The sequence below is a fragment of the Stenotrophomonas sp. Y6 genome, assembly GCF_022436665.1.
In the GTDB taxonomy this organism is placed as follows: domain Bacteria; phylum Pseudomonadota; class Gammaproteobacteria; order Xanthomonadales; family Xanthomonadaceae; genus Stenotrophomonas; species Stenotrophomonas acidaminiphila_A.
In genome coordinates this window covers 231,833-244,089 of the sequence record NZ_JAKUKB010000004.1, presented here as the reverse complement: position 1 = coordinate 244,089, position 12,257 = coordinate 231,833, and the positions used below count along the sequence as shown (strand labels likewise).

Below are 12,257 nucleotides of genomic sequence, written 5' to 3'. Positions count from 1 at the left end.
GCCGCCGGGGCGCTGCGCTCCGGGGACGTGCCGTGTTGGAAGGGAAATCCGGGATGGGCTTCAGCGCTTGCCGCTGACCAGCCGCAGCAGCGCCAGCAGGGCGATGGCGCCGATGATGGCGCCGACGAAGCCGGCCGGCTGCCCGGCGGCATACCAGCCCATCTCGCGGCCGAACCAGCCGGCGAACACCGCGCCGGCGATGCCCAGCACGATGGTGAGCAGGCAGCCCATGCGGTTGTTGCCGGGCATGAAGAAGCGCCCGAGCAGGCCGACCACGAAGCCGACCAGGATGATGTACAGCCAGCTGTCGCTGCCAAACAGTCCGCTCATGTGCGCGCCCGCTCCAGGAAAAAACGCAGCCTAGCAAGGCCAGGCTGCGTCGTCATCGCGCCGCTCAGCAGCAGCCGTGGCCGCCGTGGCGGGTGCCGCTGTCGGCGGCCACCGGCGAGCCGCTGGTCTCGCCGCGCAGGCTGGCTGCGTGGTGGTCGAACAGCACCTTGGAGACGCAGGCGGTGACCCGCTTGCCCATCGGGATGTGCAGGAACTCGTTCGGGCCGTGCGCATTGGAGTGCGGGCCGAGCACGCCGGTGATCATGAACTGCGCGCCGGGGAACTTCTCGCCCAGCATGCCCATGAACGGGATCGAGCCGCCTTCACCCATGTACATGGCCGGCTTGCCGAAGAAGGCCTGGCTGGCGTCGTCGATCGACTTCTCCAGCCACGGCGCCATGGCCGGCGCGTTCCAGCCGGTGGAGGCCTTTTCCAGTTCCAGGCTGACATGGGCGCCGTTCGGCGGGTCGCGCAGCAGCGCTTCCTTCAGCAGCTCGCCGCAGGCCTTGCCGTTGGCGGTCGGCGGCAGCCGCAGCGACAGCTTCACCGAGGTTTCCGGGCGCAGCACGTTGCCGGCCGACTCCAGCGGCGGCATGCCGCCGATGCCGGTGACCGACAGCGCCGGGCGCCAGGTGCGGTTGAGCACCAGCTCGGTCAGGTCCTCGTTCATCGGCTTGAGGCCGTCGACCAGCGGGAACTTGTCGAAGATGGCGGTATCGACCACTTCGGCCGCGCGCCGGGCCTGTTCCAGGCGCTCGGCCGGGATTTCGGTGTGCAGGCCGTCGAGCAGGATACGGCCGGTGTTCTCGTCCTCGATGCGCGAGAGCAGCTGGCGCAGCAGGCGGAAGCTGGACGGCACCACGCCGGAGGCGTCGCCGGAGTGCACGCCCTCGTTGAGCACCTTGACGGTGAAGTTGCCGCCGGTCAGGCCGCGCAGCGAGGTGGTGCACCACAGCTGGTCGTAGTTGGCGCAGCCCGAGTCCAGGCACACCACCAGCGACGGCTGGCCGATGTGCCCGGCCAGGTGGTCGACGTAGGCCGGCAGGTCGTAGGAGCCGGATTCCTCGCAGGCCTCGATCAGGATCACGCAGCGGGCGTGCGGCAGGCCCTGTTCCTGCAGGGCGAGCACCGCGGCCAGCGAGCCGAACAGGGCATAGCCGTCGTCGGCGCCGCCGCGGCCGTACAGCTTGTCGCCGCGCAGCACCGGCTTCCACGGGCCCAGGTCGGGATCCCAGCCGGTCATTTCCGGCTGCTTGTCCAGGTGGCCGTAAAGCAGCACGGTGTCGTCGCCGGTCTCCGGGCCGGAGGCCGGGATTTCCAGGAAGATCAGCGGGGTGCGGCCTTCCAGGCGGACCACCTCGACCTGCAGGCCCGGGATCTTCTGCGCCCTGGCCCAGCCCTCCATCAGCGCCACGGCCTGGTCCATGTAGCCATTGGCAACCCAGTTCGCGTCGAACATCGGCGACTTGTTGGGGATGCGGATGTAGTCGACCAGCTGCGGGACGATGTCGCTGTCCCACTTGTCACTGAGAAATTGGCCGAGCTTGGCGCTGTCCATTCGGGAACTCCGGTTGCGAAGGTTTCAGATGCGCCCATTCTACGCCGTCCGTCTTGTAGGAATTTTCCTACAAGGAATCGGGCGGTTTGCCGGCTGCGGTGTGAAGGCGCGGCGGATAGGCTGTGTTCATGTGGCGCGGAACACTGGACTGGCCGGCGGGACTGCCGGCATTCCAGTCCAAGCCACAAGGAGTTGCAGCGATGAAGCGTTTCACCGTGATGCTGAAGTCACTGGTTCTGGCGTTGTTGTTGACCGCATCGGCGCATGCCACGGACAAGGTCGACATCAACACCGCCACCGCGGCGGAGCTGGACCAGGTATTGGTGAATGTCGGCGCCGCCAAGGCGCAGGCGATCGTCGAATACCGGCAGGCGAACGGCCCTTTCAAGAGTGTCGAGGAACTGGCACTGGTGAAAGGCATCGGTTTGAAGACGGTCGAACGGAATCGTGACCTGATCGGCGTGGGCGCAGGAACCGCCTCCGCCGCCAGGCCTGCCAAGCCGGCAGCGGCCAAACCGGTCGAAAGACGCTGAGCGGAAAGGAATCGCGGTTATGTGCGCCGTCTGGACGACGGCCACACGGAGAACCCCGCATAGCCAGGAGGCAGGGGAGAGGCAGGAAGCCTACAAGGACGTGAATATCGCCCGGTGTTGCACAGTGACGTGCAGCCGGGCGATTCTTTTTGCGGCCGTGGCGGACCACCGAGGCTTGGCATTGGCCGCGGCATTCCCGGTCACCGCCCGCCGCCAGCCGCCCGCCCGGACAGGGCGTCCTGCCGGCCATGCAATCCAGCTCGATGCCCGCGTCCCGCGCACTGCAACCGGCCGCGTTCGGCGCCCACGCAGTGGCTGCGGCCTCCCCGCAGTGGCCGGAAATGCCGGACCGCCCCGATTCATGCCCGACCAGCGGTCGCCCTGTCCCGCTGCGGCAGGCCCGCCGCGCAGCGCGACCGGCGCGGGGCCTGCGCGATGTGGCGCGACCCCACCGGCTTGATGCTGTCCCTTGGGGGACGAGGGGCGGTTGACTGCCCAAACCCGCTGGTGAGCGCCCGCGCGGCGCGCGTGCCCCTGTCTTCAGACCACGCCGGTGGCGTAGTACACGCCGATGATCGCGAACACGGCCAGGGTCTTGATGATCGTGATGGCGAAGATGTCCTTGTAGGACTGGCGGTGGGTCAGGCCGGTCACGGCCAGCACGGTGATGACCGCGCCGTTGTGCGGCAGGGTGTCCATGCCGCCGGACGCCATCGCCGCCACCCGGTGCAGCACGTCCATGGGAATGCCGGCGGTCTGCGCGTTGGCGATGAAGCTGTCGGCCATGGCCGCCAGGGCGATGCTCATGCCGCCCGACGCCGAGCCGGTGATGCCGGCCATGGCGGTGACGGAAATGGCCTCGTTGACCAGCGGGTTGGGGATCGACCCCAGTGCGTTGGCCACGACCAGGAAGCCGGGCAGGGCGGCGATCACCGCGCCGAAGCCGTACTCGGAGGCGGTGTTCATCGACGCCAGCATGGCGCCGCCGATCGCCGATTTAGTGCCCTCGGCGAAGGCCGCCACCACCGGCTTCCAGGCAAGCACGACGACGCTGAGGATGCCCAGCAGCAGCGCCCCCTGCACCGCCCAGATGGCGGCGACCTTGGACACCTCCTGCACCACCGGCGCGGGGTTGCCGATCACCGCGGGCACGAACGACTGGCTTTCGCCGTAGAAGCCGGGGATCCAGCGGGTGAACAGGAAATTGGCCACGCCCACCAGCAGCAGCGGCAGCACCGCCAGCAGCGGGTGCGCCAGGCGGTCGCCCCTGAAGGGCTCGGGCTCGTTGCGCAGCGCTTCGTCGGTACCGGCGTAGCCCTCGCCGCGGGCGATGGCGACCCGCCGGCGCCATTCCAGGTAGCTCATGCCCAGCACCAGGATCACGACCGTGCCGATCACCCCCAGCCAGGGCGCGGCCCAGCCGGTGGTGCCGAAGAACGAGGCCGGGATGATGTTCTGGATCTGCGGCGTGCCCGGCAGCGCGTCCATGGTGAATGTGAACGCCCCCAGGGCGATGGTGCCCGGGATCAGCCGTTTGGGAATGTTGCTCTGGCGGAACAGCTCGGCGGCGAACGGGTAGACCGCGAACACCACCACGAACAGCGACACCCCGCCGTAGGTCAGCAGCGCGCAGACCAGCACGATGGACAGCATCGCGCGCTGTGCGCCGACCAGGCGGATGGTGGCGGTGACGATCGACTTGGAGAAGCCGGAGATCTCGATCAGCTTGCCGAACACCGCGCCGAGCAGGAACACCGGGAAATACAGCTTCAGGAAGCCGACCATCTTGTCCATGAACAGGCCGGTGAACATCGGCTGCACCAGCGTCGGGTCGGTCAGCAGCACCGCGCCCAGCGCCGCCACCGGCGCGAACAGGATCACGCTGTAGCCGCGGTAGGCCACGAACATCAGGAAGCACAGCGCCGCCAGTACGATCAGAAACGACATCCACGGCTCCCCGGCCAGACACGATGCCGGCGAGTATCGGGAGCCGGCCCGGCCCGGCCCACTGTACGAACGGACGATACGCCCGCTCCTAACGCCCCGTTAACGTGCGCTACGTGGGCGGCATCCGTGTGCCGCCGTGTCATACCCGGGAGGAGGGAGACCAATGAAGCGCAAGTATCTGAGCATGGCCGTGGGCTGTGCACTGCTGGCCCCGGCCGCATTCGTGCAGGCCCAGGAACAGCAGCCGGCGGCCGGCCAGCAGGCCACCCAGCTGGACGAAGTCACCGTGACCGCGCGGCGTCGCGCCGAGTCCATCCAGGACGTGCCGGTGGCGGTGTCGGCGTTCGGCGAGGAGCAGATCAAGGACCTGCAGGCCTCCACCGTGGAAGGCCTGCAGGGCGCGGTGCCGAACATGAACATCGCCCAGGGCCGCGGCTCGGCCAACAGCGTCAACGTGTTCATCCGCGGCATCGGCCAGCCGGACGCGCTGCAGACGTTCGACCCGGGCGTGGGCATGTACGTCGACGACGTCTACTACTCGCGCATCAACGGCGCGCTGTTCTCGCTGTTCGACATCCAGCAGCTGGAAGTGCTGCGCGGCCCGCAGGGCACGCTGTATGGCAAGAACTCCACCGGCGGCGCGATCAAGCTGACCACCAAGAATCCGTTCGACAACGAGGGCGGCGCGGTGGAAGTCACCGCGGGTGACTACGGCCGCCTGGAAGGCCGCTTCTACGTTTCGGGCAAGCTCAGCGACACCATCGCCGCCAGCATCGCCGGTGCCAAGATCACCAACGACGGTTACGTCAAGGACGCCGAGACCGGCAAGCGCTACAACGACGACGACACCGAGGCGCTGCGCTTCAAGATGGCCTTCAACCCCACCGACAGCTTCCGTGCCACGCTGTCGCTGGACACCACCAAGCAGGACGCCGCGCTGACCCTGGGCCGGCCGATGGCCGACCTGCGCCAGACCAGCCTCGCGCCGGCCGGCGTGATCGTGCTGCAGCCCGGCGAGACCGGCGAGTGGAACCGCCGCGCCCTGACCTCGTTCAAGAACGGCGAGGGCCAGTACCTGAAGCACTCCGGTGCATCGCTGGCGATGGACTGGGACATCAACGCGCAGTGGACGCTGAAGAGCATCAGCTCCTACCGCAAGCTCAAGACCAAGTCTTACATCGACATCGACGCCTCCGAGTACGAGCTGGGCGACGTGCTGGTCGCGTTGAACCAGGACCAGAAGAGCCAGGAATTCCAGCTGCACTACGACAACGGCTCCAACCTGCACGCCACCTTCGGCGCGTACTACATGAAGGAGAACGTCCCGTCCTACCAGGAGGCCTATGCCGACGACCTGTTCTCGTTCCTGGGGGCGAAGGTGCCGTTCCTGCGCACCATCAACGATGACCTGACCACCACCTCCAACGCCGCCTTCGCCCACCTCAACTGGGAGTTCGTGCCGAGCTGGACCGTGGCCGCGGGCGTGCGCTGGACCAAGGACAAGAAGGATTACGCCCGTTCCACCAGCACCTTCTGGGGCGCACCGTTCACCGCCCTGAACGAAACCGTGGCCTTTGCCGCCAACGCCTCGTGGACCGCGGTCACCCCGTCGATCAGCCTGCAGAAGGCGTTCGGCGACAACCTGATGGGCTACGTGTCGGCCAACCGCGGCTTCAAGTCCGGCGGCTTCAACGGCCGCGCCAACACCCGCTACGACACCCAGCACGCCAAGTTCGATCCGGAATACGTGTGGACCTACGAGCTCGGCCTGAAGGGCAGCTCGGCCGACCGCCGCTTCCGCGGCAGCGCGGCGGCGTTCTACAGCAACTACAGCGACTTCCAGGCGCGCGTCTCGCAGGACGTGGGCACCTTCCCGGTGCTCAACGCGGCCAAGCTCAACATCAAGGGCATCGAGCTGGAGGGCAGTGCGCTGCTGGGCGAGGCCACCACGCTGAGCGCACAGATCGGCTGGATGGACGCCAAGTACGACAAGTTCGAGGACTTCCGCCTGGATCCCTCGTACCCGGGCTTCGATCCGAACGTGAACCATGACCACGTGCCGTTCTCGCCGGACTGGACCGCGCGCGTGGCCCTGCAGCACGTGTTCTCGCTGGGCGACAACGGCAACCTGACCTTCGGTGGCGATGTCTCCTACCGCGGCAAGACCTGGCTGAGCGTGGACAACCGCGCGGTGCTGAGCCAGGACGCCTACACCCTGCTCGGCGTCTACGGCGTGTGGGATTCGCCGCAGATGGCCTGGCAGGTGCGTGCCGGCGTGCGCAACCTGACCGACAGGGAATACAAGACCGAAGGCCAGGAGTTCGCCAGCGTGGGCAACATCCAGACCGCCTACTACGGCCTGCCGCGCAACTGGTACATGTCGCTGCGCTACAACTTCTGAGGCGCGTGCCGCAGTTCCGCAACCCGGCCCTCCCTGCGCCCGCAGGGAGGGCTTTTTCGTGCGCGGGCCCGCAGCCGCGGCGTGGCGGTGGCGGGGCGCGGCCGCATGCCGCGCACGGGGCCGGCGCGCGGCGCGCGGGGCGCCGGCCACCATGCCGCGGCCGGGCCGGGGTCCGCGCGGTTCCGCCACGCGGGGCGTGCGCCGTATCCTGCCCGCCATGCATACGGGGACTGCTTGCGCATGTTGAGTCTGGTGACGGTGGCATTGGCCGGAGTGGCCTGGCTGGTGCTGATGTTCGGCGTCGCGCTCTATGGCGAACGCCGGCCCACCGTGTTCGCGCGCCACTGGCGCCATGTCTACGCGCTGTCGCTGGCGGTGCACTGCACCTCGTGGACGTTCTACGGCACGGTCACCCAGGCCGCGCGCTATGGCTGGCCGCTGCCGCCGACCTTCGTCGGCGCGATCCTGTTCTACGCGCTGGGCATCGGCATGATGGTGCGCCTGGTGCGGCTGGCGCGCGAGACCAACGCGACCTCGCTGGCCGACCTGATCGCTGCGCGGCTGGGGCGCGACGCCTGGCTGGCGGCGACGGTGACGCTGATCGCCGCGCTCGGGCTCATTCCCTACATCGCGCTGCAGCTCAAGGCGGTGGCGATGAGCTTTGCCATGCTCACCCTGCGCTCGGCCGATGCGGTGGACGCCGCGCCCTGGCGCGACAGCGCGCTGTACGTGGCGCTGGCGATGGCGCTGTTCGCGATGCTGTTCGGCGCGCGCCGCGCCGACGTGTCCGAGCACAACCGCGGGCTGGTGCTGGCGATGGCCGCCGAGTCGCTGTTCAAGCTGGGCGCGATGCTGGCGCTGGGCGCCTTCGTCTGGTTCGGGCTGGATGCGGTGGCGGTGCCGCCGCCCGCGCCGGTGGCGGATGCGCCGGCCGGCGGCTTCATGCCGCTGGTGCTGCTTGGCGCGCTGGCGATGTTCCTGCTGCCGCACCAGTTCCACGTCGGCGTGGTCGAGTGCCGCGACCCGGCCGACATCCGCACCTCGCGCTGGCTGTTCCCGCTGTACCTGCTGCTGATCGCGCTGCCGATCCTGCCGCTGGCGCGCGCCGGCACCGCGTTGCTGGGCGACAGCGTGCCCAGCGACATGTACACCCTGGCCCTGCCGTTCTCCGCCGGGCACACCGGGGTGGCGCTGTTCGCCTTCCTCGGCGGGCTCAGCGCGGCCACCGGCATGGTGGTGGTCAGCACGTTGACCCTGAGCCTGATGATCGGCAACCACTGGTTCGCGCCGGGCCTGCTGCGCAGTACCTGGGCCCGCGCCGGCGGCGACCACCGCCGCGAACTGGTGTGGCTGCGGCGCGCCGGCATCTGCGTGATCATGCTGCTGGCCTGGGGCTACAGCCGTTCGATCGGCGGCGGCAACGTACTGGCCGACATCGGCGCGATCTCGTTCTCGGCGATGGCCACGCTGGTGCCGGTGCTGGGGTTCGCGATCTGGCGGCCGCAGACGCCGCCGCGCGCGGCCATCGCCGGGGTGCTGGCCGGTTTCGCCACCTGGGCCTGGGTGCTGCTGCTGCCGACCCTGCTGGAGAGCAGCGGCAGGGTGCCGGCCTGGCTTGCCGACGGGCCGCTGGGCTGGCGCTGGCTGGCGCCCGAGGCGCTGTTCGGGCTGACCGGCTGGAGCCCGCTGGGACGCGCGGTCGGCGCCAGCCTGTTCGTCGGCACCGCGGTGACGCTGCTGGTGATGGCCTGGCGCCGCGACACGCCCGACCGCACCCGGCGCAACCTCGACGCGGACGCACTGCGCGACGCCGGCCGCCGCTTCCTGCCGTGGGAGAAGGTGCAGCGGCTGCTGGCCGACGCGCCGCGGCAGGGGCCGGTGCCGGCGGCGACCGAGGCCAGCATCGAGCGCGAATTGTCCGCGGTGCTCGGCGCGGCGTCGGCGCGGCTGCTGCTCGACGCCGCGCGCCGCGAGAGCGGCGAACTGGCCACGGTCGCGGCCATCGTCAGCGAGGCCTCGCTGGACCTGCGCTTCAACCAGCAGGTATTGCAGGCGGCATTGCAGAACATGAGCCAGGGCATCAGCGTGATCGACCGCGAGCAGCGGCTGGTGGCCTGGAACCGCCCGTATGCGCAGTTGTTCGGCTTCCCCGATGAACTGCTGCAGGTGGGCCGGCCGATCGTCGACCTGACCCGCTGGGCGCTGCAGGCGCTGCCGCAGCGTGGCAGCGACGAGCGTGCGGTGGACCGGCGCCTGGCGTTCATGCGCGCCGGCACCGCGCATCTCACCGAGCGGGTGTTCCCGGACGGCCGCATCGTCGAGATCCGCGGCAATCCGATGCCCGGCGGCGGCTTCGTGGCCACCTTCACCGACGTCACCGAGTTCCGCCGCACCGAACAGGAACTGATGCGCAGCAACGAGACCCTGGAGCAGCGGGTGGGCGAGCGCACCGCGCTGCTGGAGTCGGCCAAGCGCGAGGCCGAGCGCGCCAACGACGCCAAGAGCCGGTTCCTGGCCGCCATCGGCCATGACCTGCTGCAGCCGCTGCATGCCGCGCACCTGTTCACCGACACCCTGGCGCAGCAGGTGGAGGCGCCGTCGCAGCGGCAGGCGGTGGCGCAGATCCGCGGCGCGCTGGATTCGACCACGCAGCTGCTCACCGGCCTGTTCGACATGTCGCGGCTGGAGGCCGGCGGGCTGGTGCCGCAGCCGCGCGGGATGCCGCTGGCCGAGGTGCTCGACCCGCTGGCTTCCGAGTTCCGTGCACTGGCCGCGGCGCGTGGGCTGGGCTTCCGCTACGTGCCGACCCGGGCCTGGGTGAACAGCGACCCGCAGCTGCTGCGGCGGGTGCTGCAGAACTTCCTGGCCAATGCGGTGCGCTATACCGCGCGCGGCGGCGTGCTGCTGGGCGTGCGCCGCGAGGGCGGACGGCTGCGCATCGAGGTGCACGACACCGGGCCGGGCATCGCCGCGACCGAGCAGCGGCGCATCTTCGAGGAGTTCCGCCGTGGCGAGGACAGCGGCGGTCAGGGGCTGGGCCTGGGCCTGGCCATCGCCGACCGCATCGCCGGCCTGCTGCAGGCGCCACTGAGGCTGCGCAGCACGCTCGGCCGGGGCACGGTGTTCTCGGTGGCGGTGGATGCGTTGCCGGTATCCACGCCGGCGGCGCCGCCGCCGGGACCGGCGGAGCCGGCGGCGCGCGGTGCGGTCCGGGTGCTGGTGGTGGACAACGACCCGGCGGCGCTGGCCGGGCTGGCGGCGCTGCTGCGCGGCTGGGGCTACGACGTGGCCGAGGCGTCGGCCGAGGCCGCTGCGGTCGCGGCGATGCAGGCCGCGCCAGCGGCGTTGTGGCTGTTCGACTACAACCTGGACGACGGCGACACCGGCACCGCGCTGCAGGCGCGGCTGGGGGCGTGCTTCGGCACCCGGCCGACCCTGATCCTCAGCGCCGACGACAGCCTGGCCACCCGCCGCGAGGTGCTGGAGCAGGGCCTGACCCTGCTGCACAAGCCGGTGCGGCCGCTCGCGCTGAAATCGATCATGGACCGGCTGCTGGCCGCGCGCGCGCTGGCCCGGCCATAGCGCGCGCGGTGAGACGTGCTCAGCCCTGCGCGGTGCTGAATTCCTCGAACGCCGCCAGCGCGTTGGCCGCGTACATCAACGACGGGCCGCCGCCCATGTAGACCGCCACGCCGAGCATCTCGCGGAACTCCTCCGGGGTGGCGCCCAGCCGGACCAGCGCCTTGGCATGGAAGCCGAGGCAGCCGTCGCAGCGGTTGGCTACGCCGATCGCCATGGCGATCAGTTCCTTGGTCTTCTCATCCAGCGCGCCGGCCGCCATTGCCGCCTTGCTGAGTGCGCCGAAGCCCTGCATCACATCGGCGTTGTGGGTGCGCAGCGGGGTGAGGTTGCGCGAGATGTCGCGGGTCAGGTCGGTGTAGGACGGGGTGGCGCTCATGGATTTGCTCCTCGGGAAGGGAAGGGGAACGGTGCCCGGCGATTGCCGGCGTGGTGGGAACAGGCATCGGCGCCGGGCGCCGCTGTGCAGGAAGGGCCGGTAACGCGTGGTCAGCCCTGCGGTGGTGTGGTCGGCAGGCCCGCGGCGGCCCAGGCCTGCATGCCGCCGGCGACGTTGACGCAGCGCACGCGCGGGTGCCCTGCCAGCGCCGCCTGGGCGATGCGCGAGCGCATGCCGCTGTGGCAGATCAGCAGCAGTTCGTGGGGGGTGTCGGGCAGGTCCAGCGTCTCCAGCGCGCCGGCCGCGCCCGCGCGGATGCGCGACAGCGGCAGCAGGCGTGCGCCGGGCGCGTGGCCGCGGGCGAACTCGGCCGGTTCGCGCACGTCCACCAGCACCGCGCCACGCTGCATGCGCGCACGCGCTTCATGCGCCGTGAGCTGCGCGCCGCGACCGCCGAACAGGGCCCGCAGCAGCGCGATCATCGCCTGGCCGCCCGGCTGCGGGCGGCGGGGGCGCCGCAGTAGATGCCGTGCAGGGTGTGCATCACCGCCGCCGCCGGGCCGTCGGCCAGCGCGTAGACGATGGTCTGCGCCTCGCGCCGGGTCAGCACCAGGCCTTCCTCGCGCAGCACCGCCAGGTGCTGCGACAGCGCCGACTGGCTCAGGTCCAGCAGGGCGTTGATCTCGCCCACCGAACGCTCGCCCTCGGCCAGCAGGCACAGCACCTGCAGCCGGTTCTCGTTGGCCAGCGCCTTGAGCAGCTGCGCGGCGTCGCCGGCATGCGCGCGCATCGCGGTCACGTCGAACGGCGGGCGGGAAGCGGTATCGGCCATCATCATTCCTGTTCCAGCGGGAGGGCTTCATTGCGCCACGCGGCAACGCCGCCGGCAAGCGAACGCACGTCGCTGAAGCCGAGCTGGCGCAGGCTGTCGGCGGCCAGTGCCGAGCGGCCGCCGGTCAGGCAGTACAGCAGCAGCGGACGGTCGGGGCGGGCCAGTTCCTGACTGGTGGAACACGCCAGCGCCGGGTGGGCGTGGATGCGGAACTCCAGCACCCCGCGCGGGATGTTGACCGCGCCGGGCAGGTGGCCGGCGGCATATTCGTCCGCTTCGCGCACGTCGATGATCGCGACGCTGCCGGCCGGCCAGGCGGCGACTTGCTGCGGGGAAACCTCGCGGATGCGGGCGCGGGCGGCGGCGACCAGGTCGTTGATGGAGGCAGGCATGGCGGTTCCTTATATCAGTTGACGCTAATATTAGTAGATGCTAATGTTTAGTGCAACCCGGCATCCGTGCCGTCCCGTGCAGCCCAGGAGAATCCGTATGAACCTCGACCGTGCCGTCCTTGCCTTCGCCGGCGTGATGGTCCTCGCCAGCGTCGCCCTTGCGCATTTCGTATCGCCGCTGTGGCTGTGGCTCACCGTGTTCGTCGGCGCCAACCTGCTGCAGGCCAGCGTCACCGGCTTCTGCCCGGCCGCCATCGTGTTCCGCAGGCTGGGCGTGCCCGGCGGCTGCGCGTTCAAGTAAGGCGG

The 12,257-nt window shown here is 70.1% G+C and carries 11 protein-coding genes; 4 read left to right on the top strand and 7 right to left on the bottom strand.

The genetic code is table 11. The features are described 5' to 3' along the window. Positions 1 to 60: 60 nt before the first annotated feature. Positions 61 to 330: a GlsB/YeaQ/YmgE family stress response membrane protein gene (locus MKP15_RS06870; RefSeq protein WP_054667206.1), complete on the bottom strand. Its 270-nt coding sequence runs from the start codon at positions 328 to 330 to the stop codon at positions 61 to 63. Between the two features lie 64 nt (positions 331 to 394). After that, positions 395 to 1,888: a M20 family metallopeptidase gene (locus MKP15_RS06865; protein ID WP_240212208.1), complete on the bottom strand. Its 1,494-nt coding sequence runs from the start codon at positions 1,886 to 1,888 to the stop codon at positions 395 to 397. Positions 1,889 to 2,016: 128 nt separating this feature from the next. Here MKP15_RS06865 and MKP15_RS06860 point away from each other — a divergent pair, with 128 nt between their 5' ends. Further along, a complete protein-coding gene (locus MKP15_RS06860; RefSeq protein ID WP_199776828.1) occupies positions 2,017 to 2,421 on the top strand; it encodes a ComEA family DNA-binding protein in 405 nt (134 codons plus the stop codon). 540 nt (positions 2,422 to 2,961) lie between these two features. Here the strand turns inward: MKP15_RS06860 and MKP15_RS06855 are convergent. Next, positions 2,962 to 4,368: a GntP family permease gene (locus MKP15_RS06855; protein WP_240212207.1), complete on the bottom strand. Its 1,407-nt coding sequence runs from the start codon at positions 4,366 to 4,368 to the stop codon at positions 2,962 to 2,964. Positions 4,369 to 4,531: 163 nt separating this feature from the next. Here MKP15_RS06855 and MKP15_RS06850 point away from each other — a divergent pair, with 163 nt between their 5' ends. Both MKP15_RS06850 and MKP15_RS06845 read left to right on the top strand, forming a co-directional pair. Next, on the top strand, positions 4,532 to 6,769 hold the full coding sequence (locus MKP15_RS06850) for a TonB-dependent receptor (RefSeq protein ID WP_240212206.1): 2,238 nt from the start codon (positions 4,532 to 4,534) through the stop codon (positions 6,767 to 6,769). Positions 6,770 to 7,009: 240 nt separating this feature from the next. Next, on the top strand, positions 7,010 to 10,351 hold the full coding sequence (locus MKP15_RS06845) for a PAS-domain containing protein (RefSeq protein ID WP_240212205.1): 3,342 nt from the start codon (positions 7,010 to 7,012) through the stop codon (positions 10,349 to 10,351). A gap of 19 nt (positions 10,352 to 10,370) precedes the next feature. On the opposite strand, the gene MKP15_RS06840 is transcribed toward MKP15_RS06845, so the two are convergent. From MKP15_RS06840 to MKP15_RS06825, 4 genes are all read right to left on the bottom strand, one after another. Next, positions 10,371 to 10,727 carry a carboxymuconolactone decarboxylase family protein gene (locus MKP15_RS06840; protein WP_161613419.1) on the bottom strand — a complete coding sequence of 119 codons (357 nt, stop codon included), beginning with the start codon at positions 10,725 to 10,727 and terminating at the stop codon, positions 10,371 to 10,373. A 110-nt stretch (positions 10,728 to 10,837) separates the two neighbouring features. After that, a complete protein-coding gene (locus MKP15_RS06835; RefSeq protein WP_240212204.1) occupies positions 10,838 to 11,209 on the bottom strand; it encodes a rhodanese-like domain-containing protein in 372 nt (123 codons plus the stop codon). Further along, complete coding sequence (locus tag MKP15_RS06830) at positions 11,206 to 11,559, bottom strand: metalloregulator ArsR/SmtB family transcription factor (RefSeq protein WP_240212203.1); 354 nt, start codon at positions 11,557 to 11,559, stop codon at positions 11,206 to 11,208. Before MKP15_RS06830 ends, MKP15_RS06835 begins: the two co-directional genes overlap by 4 nt. 2 nt (positions 11,560 to 11,561) lie before the next feature. Beyond that, positions 11,562 to 11,951, bottom strand: a complete 390-nt coding sequence (locus tag MKP15_RS06825) for a rhodanese-like domain-containing protein (RefSeq protein ID WP_240212202.1) — start codon at positions 11,949 to 11,951, stop codon at positions 11,562 to 11,564. A gap of 97 nt (positions 11,952 to 12,048) precedes the next feature. On the opposite strand from MKP15_RS06825, the gene MKP15_RS06820 reads away from it, so the two are divergent. After that, positions 12,049 to 12,252, top strand: coding sequence for a DUF2892 domain-containing protein (locus MKP15_RS06820; RefSeq protein WP_104939381.1), 204 nt, complete (start codon positions 12,049 to 12,051; stop codon positions 12,250 to 12,252). Positions 12,253 to 12,257: the final 5 nt, after the last annotated feature.